This is a genomic window from Enterobacter sp. Lyrl_3, assembly GCF_051948675.1.
GTDB classification, from domain to species: Bacteria; Pseudomonadota; Gammaproteobacteria; order Enterobacterales; family Enterobacteriaceae; genus Enterobacter; species Enterobacter cloacae.
On sequence record NZ_JAYJLI010000001.1, the window covers coordinates 133,529 to 153,108 of the forward strand.

General features: G+C 58.7%; 13 protein-coding genes. 5 read left to right on the plus strand and 8 right to left on the minus strand.

The annotated features are described in order from the left end of the window. Positions 1–289: 289 nt before the first annotated feature. Positions 290–1,687: a NarK family nitrate/nitrite MFS transporter gene (locus VF709_RS00760; RefSeq protein ID WP_130626215.1), complete on the minus strand. Its 1,398-nt coding sequence runs from the start codon at positions 1,685–1,687 to the stop codon at positions 290–292. A gap of 309 nt (positions 1,688–1,996) precedes the next feature. Here VF709_RS00760 and narX point away from each other — a divergent pair, with 309 nt between their 5' ends. Both narX and narL read left to right on the plus strand, forming a co-directional pair. Then, entirely contained in the window at positions 1,997–3,793 is a 1,797-nt protein-coding gene (gene narX, locus VF709_RS00765) for a nitrate/nitrite two-component system sensor histidine kinase NarX (RefSeq protein WP_149896336.1), read from the plus strand. Then, on the plus strand, positions 3,786–4,436 hold the full coding sequence (narL, locus tag VF709_RS00770; RefSeq protein WP_003856701.1) for a two-component system response regulator NarL: 651 nt from the start codon (positions 3,786–3,788) through the stop codon (positions 4,434–4,436). The genes narX and narL overlap by 8 nt, the downstream gene beginning before the upstream one ends. A 3-nt stretch (positions 4,437–4,439) precedes the next feature. Here narL and VF709_RS00775 read toward each other — a convergent pair whose 3' ends face one another. The 7 genes from VF709_RS00775 to nasR all read right to left on the minus strand — a co-directional run bounded on the left by VF709_RS00775 (position 4,440) and on the right by nasR (position 16,803). Further along, positions 4,440–5,846 (minus strand): YchO/YchP family invasin, encoded by a 1,407-nt coding sequence (locus tag VF709_RS00775; RefSeq protein WP_149896335.1) that lies wholly within the window; start codon positions 5,844–5,846, stop codon positions 4,440–4,442. 137 nt (positions 5,847–5,983) lie between these two features. Beyond that, a complete protein-coding gene (locus VF709_RS00780; RefSeq protein WP_149896334.1) occupies positions 5,984–8,461 on the minus strand; it encodes a nitrate reductase in 2,478 nt (825 codons plus the stop codon). Next, positions 8,458–12,447, minus strand: a complete 3,990-nt coding sequence (nirB, locus tag VF709_RS00785) for a nitrite reductase large subunit NirB (protein ID WP_187170754.1) — start codon at positions 12,445–12,447, stop codon at positions 8,458–8,460. The genes VF709_RS00780 and nirB overlap by 4 nt, the downstream gene beginning before the upstream one ends. Positions 12,448–12,460: 13 nt before the next feature. Continuing rightward, on the minus strand, positions 12,461–13,249 hold the full coding sequence (locus VF709_RS00790; protein ID WP_149896332.1) for an ABC transporter ATP-binding protein: 789 nt from the start codon (positions 13,247–13,249) through the stop codon (positions 12,461–12,463). 9 nt (positions 13,250–13,258) lie between these two features. Next, entirely contained in the window at positions 13,259–14,140 is an 882-nt protein-coding gene (ntrB, locus tag VF709_RS00795; protein ID WP_058678629.1) for a nitrate ABC transporter permease, read from the minus strand. A 2-nt stretch (positions 14,141–14,142) separates the two neighbouring features. After that, complete coding sequence (locus tag VF709_RS00800; RefSeq protein WP_058678628.1) at positions 14,143–15,390, minus strand: CmpA/NrtA family ABC transporter substrate-binding protein; 1,248 nt, start codon at positions 15,388–15,390, stop codon at positions 14,143–14,145. A gap of 228 nt (positions 15,391–15,618) precedes the next feature. Beyond that, entirely contained in the window at positions 15,619–16,803 is a 1,185-nt protein-coding gene (nasR, locus tag VF709_RS00805) for a nitrate regulatory protein NasR (protein WP_095452690.1), read from the minus strand. 72 nt (positions 16,804–16,875) lie between these two features. On the opposite strand from nasR, the gene VF709_RS00810 reads away from it, so the two are divergent. The 3 genes from VF709_RS00810 to VF709_RS00820 all read left to right on the plus strand — a co-directional run bounded on the left by VF709_RS00810 (position 16,876) and on the right by VF709_RS00820 (position 19,572). Beyond that, entirely contained in the window at positions 16,876–17,229 is a 354-nt protein-coding gene (locus VF709_RS00810; RefSeq protein ID WP_013096245.1) for a DsrE/DsrF/TusD sulfur relay family protein, read from the plus strand. 106 nt (positions 17,230–17,335) lie between these two features. Beyond that, positions 17,336–19,120, plus strand: coding sequence for a methyl-accepting chemotaxis protein (locus tag VF709_RS00815; RefSeq protein ID WP_149896331.1), 1,785 nt, complete (start codon positions 17,336–17,338; stop codon positions 19,118–19,120). 212 nt (positions 19,121–19,332) lie between these two features. After that, positions 19,333–19,572, plus strand: a complete 240-nt coding sequence (locus VF709_RS00820) for a DUF1883 domain-containing protein (RefSeq protein WP_013096243.1) — start codon at positions 19,333–19,335, stop codon at positions 19,570–19,572. Positions 19,573–19,580: the final 8 nt, after the last annotated feature.

Here is a 19,580-nt window from a genome sequence, read left to right on the forward strand (position 1 = left end):
ACGATCAAGACGGAGGGGGACTATGAAGTGAGGTGTTATAACGAATACCACCAAAGCGGTAGAATTTTTATTTTTATATATCAATGATTTTTAAAGGAATTTTTTATTTATCGTACAATAAGCCCGCCTGTTTTTAACATCTCGGGTATTAAGGGGTAGGCTCGGCTGAAAAGCGATGGCGATCACAGAGTTACCTGCGGGCGGGACGTTAGAAAAGCCATGAGTATGTTGTAACTACTGAGGAAACAAAAAAACGCGACCCAAAGGTCGCGTAAACGGATAATCAAACTTACTTATTTTTCTTGGAATTACGGCCATATACCAGCCATGTGATGGCGACACAGGCGATATAGAAAACGAGGAATACTTTCATTGCTCCTGCCGGGGAGCCGGTCAGGTCCAGAGAGATCCCGAACGCTTTTGGAATAAAGAAGCCACCGATAGCGCCAATCGCGGAGATAAAGCCCAGCGCTGCCGCCGTATCCGTTGCCGCTTCGCGCATGGCCTGCTCTTCGCTACCGCCCTGCGCTTTCACGCGGTCCATGGTCAGCTTACGGAAGATGACGGAGATCATCTGGAAGGTAGAAGCACTTCCCAGCCCGGCCGTCAGGAACAGCACCATAAACACGCCGAAGAAGGCGATGAAGTTACCGCCCTGTCCGTCGGCTGGCAGGGTCAGGAACAGCAGCGCACAGAAGACCGCCATCACAACGAAGTTAACCAGCGTCACGCGGGTCCCGCCCAGACGGTCAGAGACCATGCCGCCCAGCGAACGCGCCAGCGCGCCAATAAACGGTCCGAAGAAGGCGAACTGCAGAATTTGCACCTCCGGGAACTGGGTTTTCGACAGCATGGCAAAGCCCGCAGAGAAACCAATGAACGAGCCGAAGGTCGCCAGATAGAGCAGCGCCATCACCCACAGGTGGCCGCGCTTCAGCACCGGCAACTGCTCGCTCAGGGATGCCTTCGATGCAGACAGGTCATTCATAAAGAACCAGGCCGCAAGGGTAAAGACCACCAGGAACGGTACCCAGATCCAGGCCGCGTTTTGCAGATACAGGGAAGAGCCATCTGCCTGCGTCACACCACCGCCGCCAAACGCCGCGAAGATAGAGACGGAGATCGCCAGCGGTGCAATCAGCTGCATTACGCTGACGCCCATGTTACCCAGGCCGCCGTTAATCCCCAGCGCACCGCCCTGCTTCGCTTTCGGGAAGAAGAAGCTGATGTTTGCCATGCTGGACGCGAAGTTTGCGCCCGCAAAACCGCAGAGCAGAGAGATGATCACGAACACGCTAAACGGCGTGGAGGTGTCCTGCACCGCAAAACCGAGCCACACGCAAGGCACGATCATGATACCGGTACTGAACGCCGTCCAGCGACGGCCGCCAAAAACCGGCACCATGAACGCGTAAGGCACGCGCAGCAAAGCTCCCGACAGCGACGGCAGCGCGGTCAGCATAAACAGCTGATCGGTGGTAAAGGTAAATCCGACCTTAGGCAGGTTCACCGCTACCGCGCTGAACAACATCCAGACGCAAAACGCTAACAATAAACATGGAACGGAAATCCACAGATTTCGGCTTGCGACACGGTGGCCGCGCTGCTGCCAGAACGCCGGATCTTCCGGACGCCAGTCAGTTATAACGGCACCATTTTCCCTTTCGGGAGCGGATGTGTGACTCATAGACACCTCTGATTCTCGAATGATGCTGCAAACATTAGGGTTTTAGGGCGGCGGTAAGTTGATATAAATCAAAGGAAAAGTGGGAGGATTTGCGGCGAAAAAAAAGCCATCATCCTTAGTGAGTAGAGTAAAACGGTAAAAAAGACGTGGTTTTTCACAGGACTGACGTCTCGCTGTCCATTCCTCCCCCTGAGCCTTACTCCATTGGCAATTTAGAGGTAATCCTTTATTGGTATGGGTATACTCCAGGGTATGCACCAGAATAACGCCATTCCTGCAAGCAGGCCACGTCAGGAGCCCGGCAACTCTATGTTAAAAAGATGTTTATCTCCGCTAACACTCGTCAATCAGGTCGCCCTGATCGTTTTGCTGTCTACCTCCATCGGCGTGACCGGCATGGCGATTTCCGGCTGGCTGGTACAGGGTGTACAGGGTAATGCCCATGCCATCAACGAGGCAGGCTCACTACGCATGCAGAGTTATCGTCTACTGGCATCGGTGCCGTTAACCCAGGACGATCAGAAGCTGCTGGACGATATGGAACATACCGCTTTCAGCACCGAACTGGAAAGTGCGGCGATTCGTGCCGGTCAGGAATCCCAGCTTAAAGCCCTTCAGGGCTACTGGCACACTCAGCTGGAGCCGGGGTTAAAGCAGGCGAAAAATCCTGATACCGTTGCCCGTGATGTCGCCGGGTTCGTTTCCCGCATTGATACCCTGGTCTCCTCTTTCGATCAAACCACCGAATTACGCATCGACCGGGTGGTGATGATCCACCGGGCGATGGCGCTGTTTATGGGGCTGTTGCTGATTTTCACCATTGTCTGGCTGCGCGCCCGGCTACTAAATCCCTGGAAGCAACTGCTGGCGATGGCCCGCGCGGTGACTGCCCGGGATTTTACCCAGCGCACCCACATCAGCGGACGTAACGAAATGGCGATGCTGGGCCAGGCGCTGAACACCATGTCAGATGAACTCGCCGAGAGTTACGCGGTGCTGGAAAAACGCGTACAGGAGAAAACCGCGGGGCTGGAGCAGAAAAACGAGATCCTCTCGTTCCTGTGGCAGGCTAATCGCCGCCTGCATATGCAGGTGCCGCTGTGCGAACGTCTCTCTCCGGTCCTGAATGGCTTGCAGAATCTGACCCTGCTGCACGACCTGGAGCTTCGGGTGTACGACATGGAAGATGAAGAAAATCACCAGGAGTTTACCTGTCAGTCAGACATGACCTGCGATGACAAAGGCTGCCACCTGTGCCCACGCGGCTTACCGCCGCTGACCACCAGCGGCACGACGCTAAAATGGCGGCTGACAGACAGCCACACCCAGTACGGTATTCTGCTGGCGACCCTGCCCGCCGGGCGTCATCTGAGCCACGACCAGCAGCAACTGGTGGATACGCTGGTTGAACAACTGACGGCCACGCTGGCACTCGACCGCCATCAGGAGAAGCAGCAGCAACTGATCGTGATGGAAGAGCGCGCCACCATCGCCCGCGAACTCCACGACTCTATTGCCCAGTCGCTCTCCTGTATGAAAATGCAGGTCAGCTGTCTGCAAATGCAGGCCGCAGAAATGCCGGAAAGCAACAAAGCGCTGCTGAGCCAGATCCGCAACGAGCTGAACACCTCCTGGGTCCAGCTTCGCGAACTGCTGACCACCTTCCGCCTGCAGCTCACCGAGCCCGGCCTGCGCCCGGCGCTGGAAGCAAGCTGCCAGGAATTTAGCGCCCGACTGGGGTTCCCGGTGAAGCTCGATTACCAGTTACCGCCTCGTTTTGTGCCTTCGCATCAGGCCATTCATTTACTGCAGATCGCCCGCGAAGCGCTGAGCAACGTGCTAAAACACGCTGACGCGACGGCGGTCACCGTTACCGTTAGCCAGCACGATAATCAGGTGAAGCTCACGGTTCATGACAACGGCCGCGGCGTGCCGGAAAATGCCGAACGGACAAACCATTACGGTTTAATTATCATGCGAGACCGCGCCCAAAGCCTGCGCGGTGATTGCCAGGTTCGTCGGCGAGAAACAGGTGGCACAGAAGTGGTTGTCACCTTTATCCCCGAAAAACCCCTCACAACTATCCAGGGAGAAACCCATGACTAATCAGGAACCGGCATCCATCCTGTTGATTGACGACCATCCGATGCTGCGTACTGGCGTAAAACAGCTGGTCAGCATGGCACCTGATATCACCGTCGTTGGCGAAGCCAGCAACGGTGAACAGGGTATTGAACTTGCCGAATCGCTTGATCCTGATTTGATCCTGCTCGATCTCAACATGCCAGGCATGAACGGTCTGGAGACGCTCGATAAGCTGCGTGAAAAATCGCTGTCGGGACGCGTGGTGGTCTTCAGCGTCTCAAACCATGAAGAAGATGTCGTCACAGCGTTAAAACGCGGTGCAGACGGCTACCTGCTGAAAGATATGGAGCCGGAAGATCTGCTCAAGGCCCTGCAACAGGCTGCCGCAGGCGAAATGGTACTGAGCGAGGCGTTAACCCCGGTGCTGGCCGCCAGCCTGCGGGCAAACCGCGCCACCTCCGACCGCGACGTCAGCCAGTTAACCCCGCGCGAGCGCGATATTCTGAAGCTGATTGCCCAGGGTCTGCCGAACAAAATGATCGCCCGTCGTCTGGATATCACCGAAAGCACGGTCAAGGTGCATGTGAAACATATGCTGAAGAAGATGAAGTTAAAATCCCGCGTTGAAGCCGCCGTGTGGGTGCATCAGGAACGCATTTTCTGAGGATTACTCATCCGGGAGTAACTTCCAGCGCGGGTCGTCGTCAGGTAACGCGACAAGCGGCTGAACCACGGTAAGCGTGATCTCATTGGATGAGACGCGCTGTCCTTTTTCATCTTCAACCACCGCCGACAGGTGCCAGCGGTTCTTCGCCCCGTCACTGTCATCCCAGGCAGGCATAATCACACTCCAGCCATCGCTGCTGTGCGTGTTGGCCGGTGCAGTCAGGCTCAGTGCCTGGGTATCGCCCTGCCAGTGGATCTGCCGAATACCATGAGTGCTGCGTACCTGAAGCTTGAGCATCACGGTCTCGCCCCCTTTCAGATCCCACGGCGGAGTCGCCAGCCAGACGGAGAGCGTTTTGCGCTGGCGGAACTCCATTACCGGCAGATTATCCCGCTCCGGTGAATCATAGCGACTGCCGCGCAGGGAGCGCGTGGCGGCAACTTCGCTGGCAGAAAGCTGCTTGGCAAGGGGCACACCAAAGCGGTAGTTGAGCTTAAGCCCGAGGTTGTTCTGACTCGCACCGCTCTCCCCCTGCTTATGCGCCGCCGTCAGGGTGACCAGCGGAACAGGCGTATAGTTAAGCCCCAGGTTGACCGCCACCGGGTTGTGATAGCCGGTTCCACTGTTGAACAGGTCAACGTTGTCACCAAAGTACTGCTCAAAGCTGACGCTGGTGTTGAAATGATGAAACCACGGCAGCCAGGCTTTAGCGGTCACGTCATAGCCACGCGCCATGCGCTGCTCCTGCACGTCCGAACTCTCGCGCCAGCTGGCCAGCGGTTGATAGTAATTGGCAGACAGACGCAGATTCTCGCCCCACGCCTCCGCGCCCAGCCCGGCACGCTGCAGGTTTTCATCAAGCAGGTTATCGTAAAAGGTGTTGTAGCCGAGCAGCCATTTTCCGGCAACCCAGCGCTGACCGATGCCGGCATTGCTCAGCAGGCCGTCACTCTGCTGCGTCAGCCCCAGCTGGCTCCAGCTCAGGTAACGGTTGTTATCATTCCAGGGGATGAACCAGCTCCCGCTGCTGCCGTTAAAGTTCCCCTCGTCATCCACCAGTAAATTGACGCTGGCGTTGCCCCAGGGCGAGAGCCAGGACTCAATCTGCTGATTCACCTCGCCGCTCACCGCGTCCCGCACCTTACCAAACGCGAACTGACGCGCCTGCTCGCCGGTGGTGAGGCCGTTATCGGTCATACTGGCTTCGCCAAAGGCTTTTGCCATTTCGGCCAGGTGCTTTTCCCCCTCGTCTGTTGGCGTCGCCATGCCGAGATCGGGCAAACTGTCCCCGTTGTTATCAAAGGGGTTTTCTGCCTGATGCATAAAGGAATTCGGGGCACCGTGAACGGCACCCGCCGTAAGAAGTGGGAGTAATAACAGAAAGCGAATGCGGGACGATACAGCCATCAACGTCGTAAATAAGAACCTGTGTTTATGAGGCAACGCTTTTAATGTTAACGCGATAAGCTGTGAAATGCAGTCTTAGCGCAAATTTCAGGAATATCCTGAACATTATTGTCGCCTTACCCGACACTCTTAGACCATTATCCAAACAGCCCTTTCAGCTCCGGCACGCAGGAGCCGCAGTTGGTGCCACACCGTAGTTTCGCCCCCAGCGCAGCAACGGAATCGCACCCGCCGACAATCGCCTCCCGTATCGCATTTTCCCCGACGCAGTAACAGCTACAGATAATGCGTCCCGGATCGACACTCTCCCCCGCGCCCGCGCCGTTCAGGAGCGCATGCCGCTCCGCAAGCGTCTCTGGAGCCCGACGAAAAGCCTCTTCAATAGTCGCATGCGCCAGCGCTGGCAACGTAGTCCCTTCCCAGAATCCGAGCATCAGCTCGCCGTTATGCCATGCCAGTACGCTGCTGCGCGCATCCGTCCGGGCAAGTTGCAGCTGCCAGCCCTGCTGTTCAGCATACTCTTTCACCCACGGCATCAACGGTTCGTCAGCCGCCACCGTCAGGCGTGATGCTTTGCGCCACCAGTGTACCGAAGACGGCAGTTCCGGCAGCACACGGGCATACAGCTCTCCCTGCCATTCAGGCTGCCATGGCATGATCCTGACGGCGGTCTGTTTACTCTCCGGCTGGCCAGACTGCGGATCGCAGCGCCCCTCCACCAGCGTATTGACCTTTCCCTGACGGGCAAACTGCGCATTCCAGTGCATGGGCGCGAATACTTCCCCCTCCCTTTGTCCATCGTTGATACGTACTTTTGCCACCATCACTCCACGCGGAGAGCTGATCCGTGCCAGTTGCCCGTCGCAAAGGGCGAAACGCGCGGCATCTGCAGCGCAGATCTCAACGCAGGGCTCAGAGATATGCTGCATCAGCCCGGGAACATATCCCGTACGGGTCATGGTATGCCATTGATCGCGGATGCGTCCGGTATTCAGCAGCAACGGATATAACGCATCTGGCGCCGCGCCGTGCGGACGCGGGTCAACGGGCACCACATTCCGGTGGGGAAAATCGCCCGCCGCCCACTGATAAGGCTCAAGCTGATCCCAGTCCTCACGGGTAAGCCCCGCCAGCGCATGCAGATTAAACGCCCGTGCCCCGTCATTCTCAAACGCCGACAGTGCCGCATGTTCACAAAAAATCTCCTGCGGATGTTCCCAGGCAAAGGCCTCACCATAGCCCAGCTGTTTCGCCACCTGGGCAACAATCCACCAGTCCGGTTTTGCCTGGCCCGGGGCAGCCAGAAAGGCGCGCTGGCGCGAAATCCGCCGTTCGGAGTTGGTGACCGTACCGTTTTTCTCTCCCCAGCCCAGCGCCGGGAAACGAATATGGGCGTAGCGGCTGGTGTCAGTCTCCTGCATCACCTCAGAGACAATGACCAGCGGACAGTTCGCCAGCGCCTGGCATACCGCGTGACTGTCCGGCAGCGAGACAGCCGGATTGGTGCCCATGACCCATACCGCCTTTACCTCACCGCGGGCAATGGCGTCAAACAGCTCAACGGCCATCAGGCCCGGCGTTTGCGCCAGCCGTTCTGTTCCCCAGAAACGCGCCACCCGCGAGAGATCGTCCGGCTCGAAGTTCATATGCGCCGCCAGTTGATTCGCGAGTCCCCCCACTTCCCGTCCCCCCATCGCGTTTGGCTGGCCGGTCAGCGAAAACGGCCCGCAGCCCTGACGGGCAAATTTCCCGCTCGCAAGATGAACGTTAATGATGGCGTTGCACTTGTCGCTGCCGCTGGAAGACTGGTTGACCCCCATTGTGTAGAGCGTAATGGCACGCGGCGCCGTGAGGAACCAGTCGTAAAACGTGGCAATCTCCTGTGCATCAAGACCACAAAACCCGGCCACGCGGGCAATCGGCCAGTCGTCGGTACCCTGGATCAGGTTGAGCAAACCGACAAACAGCCCGGCGTCACTGCCGGGCGCGAGCGCCAGATGCAGGTCGGCGATATCACAGGTGGCGGTTTTACGCGGATCGATAACCACCACTTTCATTTGCGGATTGTTTTGCCGCGCCTGAACCAGCCGCTGATAAAGCACCGGATGCGTCCATGCCGCGTTTGAACCCACCAGCACCACCAGATCGCTGTTCTCCACGTCCTCATAGCTGCACGGCACCACATCTTCGCCAAATGCGCGCTTATAGCCTGCTACCGCCGACGACATGCAGAGCCGCGAGTTGGTATCGATGTTCGCCGCGCCGATAAACCCTTTCATCAGCTTATTGGCAGCGTAGTAATCCTCGGTGAGTAGCTGGCCGGAGGCGTAAAACGCCACCGCCTGCGGCCCCCAGGTGTCGATAATCGCCCGCAGCCGCTCGCCGGCCGCGCTTAACGCCTGCGGCCAGTCCACCTCCAGCCCGTCCACCACCGGTTGCAGCAGCCGCCCCTGCAGGCCCGTGGTTTCACCTAACGCCGCGCCTTTGACGCACAGCCGTCCAAAACTGGCGGGATGGCGTTCATCGCCGCGCACCGTGACCTTGTCGCCCTCAACCCGGGCCACCACGCCGCAACCGACGCCGCAGTACGGGCACGTTGTTCGGGTTCCATTCATGATGCCTCCGCACGGACCAGCAACGCGTCGTTCCCCACCCACACCTTGCCGTTTTCGATTTTCACCGGCCAGGCGCGCACCGCAGGCTCACCGTTATCCACCTGGCAGCCGTCGCGCAGGCGAATACGCTGTTTATAGAGCGGCGAGATGACCACCGGCTCACCCGCCGCATCGCCAAGAATACCGCGTGACAGTACGTTCGCATCGCTGCCTGGCTCCTGATCGTCAAGGGCATAGACCGATTTGCCAAAACGGAACAGCGCGATCGGCTTACGCCCCAGCCGGGCGCCGATCCCCGCCTGCTCCGGGATCTCATCCAGACCGCAAATTTCCTGCCAGCGTTTGCTCTCTTCCGTCGCCGGACCGTTCACCGCCGTGCGGAACAGCGCCAGACGGTTCGGATCGTTAAGCGTGGTCTGCCATTCACACTGATACGTTTCCACCACACGGGCCATTTCCTGCTCAAGCTCCTGCGCAATACCGAGGCTATCGTCGAGGATCACCTCCCGCAGATAGTCGAGACCGCCTTCAAGGTTGTCCATCCAGGTGCTGGTCCGCTGCAGGCGATCCGCCGTGCGAATGTAGAACATCAGAAAACGGTCGACGGTACGGATCAGCGTCTCTTCATCCAGATCGCTGGCGAAGAGATCCGCGTGTCGCGGCTTCATGCCGCCGTTGCCGCACAGATAGAGATTCCAGCCCTTGTCCGTGGCGATCACGCCGACATCTTTGCTTTGCGCCTCGGCACACTCGCGGGTACAGCCGGACACCGCCATTTTGATTTTGTGCGGCGCGCGCAACCCCTTGTAACGGTGCTCCAGTTTGACCGCAAGACCAGTGGAGTCCTGCACGCCATAGCGGCACCAGGTTGACCCGACGCAGGATTTCACGGTACGCAGGGATTTACCGTACGCATGCCCGGTTTCAAATCCGGCCTCCACCAGCGCCTGCCAGATCTCCGGCAGCTGCTCCAGCGTGGCACCAAACAGGTCAATACGCTGGCCGCCGGTAATCTTGCTGTACAGCCCGTAGCGCTTTGCGATCTGCCCGATAGCAATCAGCCCGTCGGCCGTTACTTCCCCGGCGGGCATGCGCGGCACGATGGAGTACGTTCCGTCCTTCTGAATATTGGCAAAGTAGCGGTCGTTGGTGTCCTGCAACGGCAGATGCGCCGGTTTCAGCAGGTATTCGTTCCAGCAGGAGGCCAGCACTGACCCCACCAGCGGTTTACAGATCTCACAGCCGTGCCCTTGGCCGTAGCGGCTAATCAGCTGGTCGAAGGTACGAATATGGTTGACGCGCACCAGGTGATATATCTCCTGACGTGAGTACGGGAAGTGCTCACAGATATCTTTTTTCACCTCCACGCCCTGCTCAGCCAGCTGGAACTCCATCACCTGTTTCACCAGCGCGCTGCACCCACCGCAGCCGGTCGCCGCTTTGGTGCACTGCTTGATGGCACCGATCTCCGTCGCACCGGCGCTCACTGCCTGGCAGATATCGCCTTTGCTGACGTTATGACAGGAGCAGATCTGCGCGCTGTCCGGCAGCGCCGCCACCCCCAGCGCTTTTGGCGCGCTACCGGAGAAGGCTGGCAAGATGAGCGTTTCAGGCTCTTTTGGCAGGCTGATTCCGTTAAGCATCATCTGCACCAGCGTGGCGTATTCGCTGGCATCCCCCACCAGCACGCCGCCGAGCAGGGTTTTGTTGTCATGGCTGACGACAATTTTTTTATAGATTTGCTGCGGGCCGTGGGTCCACTGGTAGCTCAATGCCCCCGGCGTACGGCCATGGGCATCCCCAAACGAGGCCACGTCCACGCCCAGCAGCTTAAGTTTGGTGCTCATATCCGCGCCGGTGAAGGATTTCTCCTCACCCGCCAGCGTGGCCGCCGCCACACGTGCCATCTGGTAACCCGGCGCCACCAGACCGAAGATTTTACCTTCCCACAGCGCACATTCCCCGATGGCGAAGATGTCCTTATCTGAGGTCTGGCAGGCGGTATCAATGCAGATCCCGCCACGCTCGCCGATCGCCAGGCCGCTGCTGCGCGCCAGCGCATCCTGCGGGCGGATCCCGGCAGAGAAGACCACCATATCGGTGTCCAGCTGTTCACCGTCGGCAAAACGCAGGACCAGTCCGTCGTCAGTGGCCGCAATTTCAGTGGTGGCTTTGCTGGTGTGAACCCCGACGCCGAGCGCTTCAATTTTTTTTCGCAGCATCGCCGCGCCGTCGTTGTCGAGCTGTACCGCCATCAGGTTGGGGGCGAATTCCACCACGTGGGTTTCTAGCCCCAGCTGTTTGAGGGCGTTGGCCGCTTCCAGCCCGAGCAGGCCACCGCCTATGACTACGCCGCGTCGGGATCCCTTCGCATGCGCGGCAATGTTATTGAGATCGTCCAGCGTACGGTAGACAAAGCAGCCCGGCAGCGTGTTGCCCGGCACCGGCGGCACAAACGGATATGAGCCGGTCGCCAGCACCAGTTTGTCCCAGTGGGTTTCGTGACCGCTGGCGGTACGCACAACGTGCGCGTCGCGATCGATGGCGACAATTTGCTGCGACAAACGCAACTCTATGCCGTGTCTGGCAAAGAAGTCGCCCTCCACCAGCGAGAGGGACTCCGCGCTGCGGCCGCCAAAATACTCTGAGAGATGGACGCGGTCGTAAGCGGCATAACGCTCTTCGCCAAAGACGACAATCTGGTATTGCTGATGCAGATTGCGGTTTACGCAGTCTTCAAGAAAATGGTGGCCGACCATACCGTGCCCAACCACCACCAGAGTAGGTTTTGTCATAGCGTTCTGTCCTGCAACCTGCGGTTGCGTCGTAGTGAATCGATCGAACAGCCAGTCCACGTGTGCGGGCGCAGCCGTTGCCAGTAAATCGGTAAATGTTGCCGCGTTGCGGCAATCTCCCATCAGCAGTACGCCAGCCAGCGCACCGCGATGAATCAGTAAGCGACGGTAGTGACGGGTCAGCGGATCCCACGCGTCCCAGACCGTATCCTCCGGTTGCGCCGTTACGCGCCCGGCGCTGAAGAGCTCCACACCGGTGACCTTCAGGCGCATCCCGCTGTCGGTATGGGCAAAAGGCACTGGGGCGTCCCCTGCCAGCCGGGCGGCGAGAATGTCCGCCTGTGCCAGGCAGGGGGCAACCAGGCCAAACGTCTGACCGTCGATTTCGCAGCACTCCCCAATGGCGCTAATAGCCGGGACGGAGGTCTGCATCTGCTGGTCGACCACAATGCCACGGGCGCAGTGAATACCGCTGGCGCTTGCCAGGGCGATGTTGGGCAGTACGCCGGTAGCCAGCACCACGCGCGCGGCGCTAACCTGGCGTCCGTTGAGCAGCGTCACTGAATCCGGCGCGATTGCCGCGATCCCTGACGACAGCTCGCAGCGCACGCCGCGCTCCGCCAGCGCAGCCTCCAGCAGCAGCCCCGCCTGCCGATCCAGCTGTTGTTCCATCAACCACGGTCCGCGATGCACCAGCGTGACGTTGTCACAACTTTGTGCCAGCGCCGCTGCCGTCTCAACGCCCAGCACGCCACCGCCCAACACCACCGCTGGCCCCGGGATCTGCGCAATGGCTCGCGTATCCTCAAGGCGGCGGAAGGTAAAGACGTGTGGCGCATCGCCCCCGGGGATGGGCGGCACGAACGGTATCGACCCGGTGGCGAAGACCAGTTCATCCCACCCCAGCGTGGTCTGCGCGGTACGGATTTCCCGTTTCGCCACGTCCACGGCGAGCACCTTTTGCCCCCTGAGCACCGTGACGCCGCGCTCGCGGTACCAGTCATCGTCCTGCATGCGGATCTGTTCCGGACGTTTTTCCCCACCCAGCACCGGCGAAAGCTGGATGCGGTTGTACGCATGCTCAGGCTCCTCACCCAACACGGTGATCGCGAAGCGGCCAGGCGCACGCCCGGTCAGCGAGGCAATCAGCCGTGTTGCTGCCATTCCATTGCCGATAATGACCAGTCGCATCGTGGTGCCCCCACTACGCCGCTTTGGGCTGTTTTTCATAGAGGAAATGGAGGATCTGCTGGCGCATATGGTGGTAGCGGCTGTCGTCCGCCAGCTGCACCCGGTTACGCGGACGCGGCAGGTCAACCTCCAGGATTTCGCCGACGGTCGCCGCCGGGCCGTTGGTCATCATCAGCACGCGGTCAGAGAGCAGCACCGCTTCGTCCACGTCGTGGGTGATGAGCACAATGGTGGTGTTGAGCGCCTGCTGGATTTGCATCACGGAGTCCTGCAGATGGGCACGCGTCAGGGCATCCAGCGCGCCAAACGGTTCATCCATCAGCAACACTTTCGGCTTCATCGCCAGCGCACGGGCAATGCCCACGCGCTGCTTCATACCGCCTGAGATCTCCCCCGGGCGTTTATGCAGGGCGTGCCCCATCTGCACGCGATCGAGGTTGTGTTCAATCCACTCACGACGCTCCGCCTTGCTCATGGTGTGGCGGAACACCTGATCGACCGCCAGTGCAACGTTGTCGAAACAGGTCAGCCACGGCAGCAGGGAGTGGTTCTGAAAGACCACCGCACGCTCCGGTCCCGGACCCGCAATTTCACGGTTGTCACAAATCAGTCCCCCTTCCGTCGGCAGGGTGATCCCGGCGATCAAGTTCAGCAACGTTGATTTGCCGCAGCCGGAGTGGCCAATCAGGCTCACGGTTTCCCCTTCGTGGATATCAAACGAGACGTTCTGCAGCGCCAGAAATTCACCGCTGGCGGTAGAATAACGCTGGCTTACGGCCTGGACCTGAATGATTGGTTTCATGTTCGCTCCTTATTTTTCCTGCCAGCTAAAGCGACGGGCGATCAGCATCAGCCCCTGCTCCAGCAGTAACCCGACCACGCCAATGATGACGATGGCGATGAGAATGTTTTCGACGTTGAGGTTGTTCCACTCATTCCAGATCCAGAAACCGATCCCTAAGCCGCCTGTCAGCATTTCGGCGGCGACAATCACCAGCCAGGCGATACCGATGGAAAGACGTACCCCGGTCAACACCGCAGGCAGCACCGCCGGGAAGAGGATCCGACGCAGAATGGTCCACTCAGAAAGCTGCAACACGCGGGCGACATTGAGGTAATCCTGCGGAATACGGCGTACCCCTTCGGCGGTGTTAATCACCATTGGCCAGATCGAACAGATAAAAATGGTCCAGCTGGAAGCAGGCTCTGCTTTCTGGAACAGCAGCAGGCCGATAGGCAGCCAGGCCAATGGGCTGACCGGGCGCAGCAGCGCAATCAGCGGGCTGAACATGCGTGAGAAAAAGGTGAAACGGCCAATCAGAAAACCGAGCGGGATACCGACTAACGCGGCCAGGCCAAAGCCCACCGCCACGCGCTGCAGGGAGGCAAGCACGTTCCAGCCGATCCCCATGTCGTTTGGCCCGTCGCGATAAAACGGATCGGCGAACAGGGTGATGGCAGAATCCAGCGTGCTCAGCGGCGTCGGAAAGCCTTTGCTGTTGATTGCCGCCAGTTGCCAGAGCACCACCAGCAGCCCCAGCCCCAGCAGCGCCGGAATGATACGCTGGAGCACGTTGTTAATCCGGCGGGCAATCGCCGGAGGACGACGGCGAACCTGAACCGGTGGCAGGGTAATCACCTCGCCACTCACCGGCGTCTCGTGTTTTGCTTTCGTGCTGTGCAGATGCTGCATAATCAGGCCCCTTTACGGTGAATAGCGAAGCGGTTGGCATAGCCTTCAGGATCGGTACCGTTCCAGACGGTGCCGTCCATCAGGGTGCTACTGCGTAGTGGTGAAGTCGGTGTGGTAATGCCCCCCACCGCGGTGGCGGCATCCTGCCAGACCGCCGTCTGGTTGATACGCCGGGCAATTTCGACATAGTCCGGTGCAGATTTAAGCAAGCCCCAGCGGCGGAACTGGGTTAAGAACCACATGCCGTCGGAGAGATACGGGTAGCTCACAGCCCCCTCGTTGAAGAAACGAATCGGATGCGCGTCCTGCCAGCGCGTGCCCACCCCGTTGTCGTACTCACCCAGCATCCGTCCGGTGAGGTACTGCTCTTTGGTGTTCAGCCATGCGCGACGCGAGAGGATCTGCGCCGTTTCACGTTTGTTTTCCGGTGAAGCGTCGATCCAGCGCGCGGCTTCCAGTACTGCGCTCACCAGCGCCCGCGCGGTGTGCGGATTTTTCTCCACCCAGTCGCGACGGGTACCGAGGATTTTTTCCGGGTGGTCAGCCCAGATAGACTGCGACGTTGCAGCGGTAAAACCGATGCGATCGTTAATGGCCCGGGCATTCCACGGCTCGCCGACGCAAAAGCCGACCATATTGCCAATGCGCATGTTCATCACCATCTGCGGCGGCGGTACCACCACGGTGCGAACATCGTCAAACGGGTTAATGCCCGCACTGGCCAGCCAGTAGTAGAGCCACATGGCGTGCGTGCCCGTCGGGAAGGTATGCGCGAAGGTGTACGTGCCCGGTGCCTGCTGACCAATCAGTTTCTTCAGCCCGTCGAGATCGCGAACCCCCTTCTCTGCCAGATCGGCAGAGAGCGTAATCGCCTGGCCGTTCTGGTTGAGGGTCATCAGATTCGCCATCTGCTGTGGCTTACCGGCGATCCCCAGTTCCAGTCCGTACAGCAGACCGTAAAGAATATGCGCCGCGTCCAGTTCCCCCGCGACTAACTTATCGCGCACGGCCGCCCAGCTCGCCTCTTTGGTGGGCACGATGGTAATGCCATGCTTTTTATCGAACCCTTTCAGCGCCGCGATGACCACCGGAGCGCAGTCGGTCAGCGGGATAAACCCGATGCGCACCGTCTCCTGCTCGGGTTTATCCGAGCCTGCCGCCCACGCGGCCTGCATGACACCCGGTAACAACATTGCACTGCTCGCCAGCACGCTGGCCTGCAAAAACCGCCGTCTCGACAAATCCGCCATGACCACTCCTGAAAAAAAGACAAAAAAAAGCGCCCGACAGTGCCGAAGCACCGCTGGACGCCTTTATCCCGAAGACTGATGCACCGCCGTTGGCGCACCGTCAAAATTGGTTACTGAATTAATGCAAAGCTAATGCCAGGTTTTAATGCCTTGTTTTTGTGGCTTTTGCCCCACTGGCTCTGCAAAAACGCACCTCAATCAGGCACAACGTGCCCACTGATTGTGCAGCTACTCCTTAGGGATTAGCTGCCACAATCGCTTCACGGTAAGCAGCGCGCGGGCGATATCCACCATGCGCTGGTTCTTGTCCATCGCCATTTTGCGCAGCGCCGTCCACGCCTGTTCCTCACTCATATTGTGGTGGGTCATCAGCACGCTTTTGGCTTTATCAATGGTCTTGCGCTCTTCCAGCGTATCGCGCAGCGTCGCGAGCTGGCGGGAAAGCTGTTCTATTTCACGAGCCTGCTGGCGAACCAGCGGCAGCAAAGGTTTATCCGGATAAAGCGCGAGCGGATCGTCATTCTCATCGGCACTTACCGGATGTTGAGGGTCATGATGGATACGCTCATCAACCGCCAGCATCAGGTCGGCGATAACCATCTCCTCCAGGGTGCGCAGGTGCTCAAGACGCGACGTTTGCAGGGCGAACCAGTTCAGCGCCGTGTCGCCATTATCCGCAGCAGGCTGGCGGGTACAGGCCACACGCCGGAGTTGCTCCGTCTCGCGGTCGGGCTGACAGTCCCGGGAAAAGGTGCTCTGCACATCCGCCGGGCTGTGGCTTAAAAAGATCTCAAAACAGGCCTGCTGCCCGTCAATGCGATCCACCAGCCTCTGGCGGGTGACATCATCAAAAAAACCCTGCGTGAAGCCAATGGCCCCCAGCGCCCGCTCTTGTCCCGCCAGCTCTTTGCCCTGCATCAGGCTGTACAGGGCAACAAAACGCCCCGCCAGTTGCGGATCGTCAATGCTGTCGTTGAGCTGCGGCACGATACTGAGCAGATGGCGAAGCATGCGACAATAATGTTCCATCGCCTGCGGGGCGGTAACGGTTTGTTGATTCACCCCTTCTCGCAGGGCGGGGAGTGATTCAAGGCTCTGCAACGCAGCGGCGATGCGCTCACACACGGCGCTGCCCGGCACTGGGGAGTGTTTATCCAGAATGCCATACAGTATGGTGAGATTTTCATCCACCAGCGCCCGGCTGGCTTTGCATTCGGGGGCATAGAGCTTACCCTGTGAGCAGAGCCAGACGTTTGATGCACCGCGCTCGCACTGTAGCATATGCACCAGTTGGCTAATGCCATTCACCAGTACGCCCAGCTGTGCCAGCTTGCTGAGCTGCTCCTGGCGCAACGCTTTTGCGCGCTGGAGCCATTCGGTTGCACCCGACGAATTGCCAGCCATTAATGTCATGCTTACTCTCCCGGATAACCCTACCTGGGAGAATGAAGCAATATTCGTGCCTTAATATAAACAGGAGTTAACATGCAGAAGATTGTGATCGTCGCCAACGGGGCGGCCTACGGCAGCGAATCCCTTTTTAACAGCCTGCGTCTGGCCATAGCATTGCGCGATAACGCGAGCGAGCTGGAGCTGCGGATCTTTTTGATGTCCGACGCGGTCACCGCCGGTCTGAAAGGCCAAAAACCGGCAGAGGGCTACAACATTCAGCAGATGCTGGAGATCCTGACGGCGCAAAACGTGCCGGTTAAGCTTTGCAAAACCTGCACCGACGGGCGCGGTATCACCGGGCTGCCGCTGATTGACGGCGTGGAAATTGGCACACTTGTCGAGCTGGCCGAGTGGACGTTAGCCGCCGATAAAGTATTAACTTTTTAATAATAAACCCGTAAAAATATTATTTTCTTATGGACGCGGTTTCAGCATCAAGTTTACCTGCGGGGTTGCCGATAGGCATGGAAACAACACAGCAGGTATTTCACTTATGTTCAGATCGATTCGTGCTCGCATCATTGCCGCGACGACAGGCTGCCTGGTCGTCGCCCTTCTTCTCAATACCGTCATTAATTTCCAGGTCACGCGCCAGGATAATCAGCAGTCGCAGCGTGACATTCTGACCAGCACCAGCGCCAGCCATAACATGGCGATTGCCGACTGGGTGAAAAGCAAAATGACGGTCATTACCTCCGCCCAGAGCGTGGCGCTGAGTGACGACCCGGTACCGGTCTTTAAACAACTCGCCCAGGCGGGAGGCTTCACCAACGTCTATGTGGGCTATGCCACTAAAACGGCGAAATTCTCTGAGCCTGCGGGCGTGCCTGCGGATTATGACCCGACCATTCGCCCCTGGTATCAGCAGGTGGTCAGCCAGGACGGACCGGTGGTGACCGCGCCTTACGTGGACGCCGGAACCGGAAAACTGGTGGTAACTTTTGCGGTACCGGTAAAAGAAAACGGGACCCTGAAAGCGGTGGTGGCGGGCGATGTGGCCATGGATAGCGTGGTGGCTAACGTGCGCGGCATTCACCCGACCCCGGCCAGCAGCGGGTTACTTCTGAACAGCGACGGCAGCGTTATCGCCGCCAACGATCCGGCCCTGACGTTAAAACCGTTTGCAGAGACCATTACCGGCACCGATTTAGCGACCCTGAAAAACGGTGAACCGGTTGATGGCACATTTGACGGCGGTGATAAAACCCTCGTCGCCACGGCCGTTCCGGGAACAAACTGGATGCTGGTGGTCGCGCTCGACAATAACGACGCCACCTCCGGTATGCGCTCGCTGCTGAAAGCCTCGGCGCTCTCGCTGGTGATCCTCGCCCTGCTGAGCGGCGCGCTTGTCCACATTCTTATTGCCCGCCTGCTCAAACGGTTGTCCGATATCCGCGACGCGATGCATAACATCGCCAACGGTACCAACGATCTCTCCCAGCGCCTGCCGGAGAGCGGTAACGACGAAGTGGCGCAAATCGCCCAGGCGTTTAACGCCTTTAGCGATAAGCTCTCGGTGGTGATGATCCAGCTGCGTGACGCCAGCGCCTCGGTGAAAAATGCCGCCCAGGAGATCGCGGCTGGCAACCAGGACCTCTCCGGGCGTACCGAGCAGGCAGCCTCCAGCCTGCGTGAAACCGCCAGCGCCGTAGAGCAGATCACCGCGTCGGTGACCCAGTCAAATGAGTCCGCGGCAGAAGCGAATGAACAGGCCAGTAAAGCCTCCGCTGCGGCCTCACGCGGCGGTGAGGTCGTCTCTCAGGCCATCAGCACCATGCAATCCATTGAAGTGGCTTCGGCAAAAATTGGCGATATCACCAGCGTGATTGATGGCATCGCCTTCCAGACCAATATCCTGGCGCTGAACGCCTCGGTGGAAGCGGCGCGCGCCGGTGAGCAGGGCCGCGGGTTTGCCGTGGTGGCAGGCGAAGTACGTAACCTGGCGAGCCGCAGCGCCCAGGCGGCGAAGGAGATCAAATCGCTTATCGACTCCACCACCGACAGCGTGGCAACCGGCTCCCGCTATGTACATCTGGCCGGGGAAAGCATGGATGAGATCCGCGCCAGCATCGGCAGCGTCTCGGGTATCATGCGTGAAATTTCCATCGCCACCAGCGAGCAGATGAAAGGCATCCATGAGATCAACCATGCTGTCACGCACCTCGACAGAATGGTGCAGCAGAACGCTGAACTGGTGGTGCAATCCGCCGCAGCCGCCAGCGCCCTGCAGAGCCAGGCGGGCGACCTTGCTGAAACTGCCGGACATTTCCGCATTTAATTTTCTTCTGGCGCGCCTTCACCGTGTAAACGCGCGCCAGCTGAATGCTTTCAGGTATTTTGTCATTTTTGTTTAAACGTTATGCCATTTTTTGATCAAAATCAGCATCCCGACGCTCCCCCTTTGGTGTTATGCCATGAGTGAATTGTGAACAACATCACGCTCGGAAATGGCAGCAGGGAGAGCGTTGTTTAAGACTACGGGGTAAATAAATGGCACTGGTAAAAACAAGTTTGAAACTGTTTGGCGGGGATACGGTAGTGGTGCGTTGTTCAGAGCGCTGCCGTATTCATTTGATGAGTGCGAAGGCACAAAAACAATCGCAGGCAGATATCCTGACCGTGCAGGATGATAAGGCGTGGCTAACCGTCCCTTATACCGGCACATGGGATGTCCTGATTGACAGCCATAGTCAGTCACTCGAACACTCAGTCAGCTACGTGGCCGCTTAAAAACAGAC

Coding starts and splice junctions, on each gene's coding strand:
- VF709_RS00760 (WP_130626215.1), bottom strand. CDS start 1,687: ATGAGTCACACATCCGCTCCCGAAAGGGAAAATGGTGCCGTTATAACT.
- VF709_RS00790 (WP_149896332.1), bottom strand. CDS start 13,249: ATGAAACCAATCATTCAGGTCCAGGCCGTAAGCCAGCGTTATTCTACC.
- VF709_RS00815 (WP_149896331.1), top strand. CDS start 17,336: ATGTTCAGATCGATTCGTGCTCGCATCATTGCCGCGACGACAGGCTGC.
- narL (WP_003856701.1), top strand. CDS start 3,786: ATGACTAATCAGGAACCGGCATCCATCCTGTTGATTGACGACCATCCG.
- narX (WP_149896336.1), top strand. CDS start 1,997: ATGTTAAAAAGATGTTTATCTCCGCTAACACTCGTCAATCAGGTCGCC.
- nirB (WP_187170754.1), bottom strand. CDS start 12,447: ATGCGACTGGTCATTATCGGCAATGGAATGGCAGCAACACGGCTGATT.
- VF709_RS00780 (WP_149896334.1), bottom strand. CDS start 8,461: ATGAATGGAACCCGAACAACGTGCCCGTACTGCGGCGTCGGTTGCGGC.
- VF709_RS00775 (WP_149896335.1), bottom strand. CDS start 5,846: ATGGCTGTATCGTCCCGCATTCGCTTTCTGTTATTACTCCCACTTCTT.
- ntrB (WP_058678629.1), bottom strand. CDS start 14,140: ATGCAGCATCTGCACAGCACGAAAGCAAAACACGAGACGCCGGTGAGT.
- VF709_RS00810 (WP_013096245.1), top strand. CDS start 16,876: ATGCAGAAGATTGTGATCGTCGCCAACGGGGCGGCCTACGGCAGCGAA.
- nasR (WP_095452690.1), bottom strand. CDS start 16,803: ATGACATTAATGGCTGGCAATTCGTCGGGTGCAACCGAATGGCTCCAG.
- VF709_RS00800 (WP_058678628.1), bottom strand. CDS start 15,390: ATGGCGGATTTGTCGAGACGGCGGTTTTTGCAGGCCAGCGTGCTGGCG.
- VF709_RS00820 (WP_013096243.1), top strand. CDS start 19,333: ATGGCACTGGTAAAAACAAGTTTGAAACTGTTTGGCGGGGATACGGTA.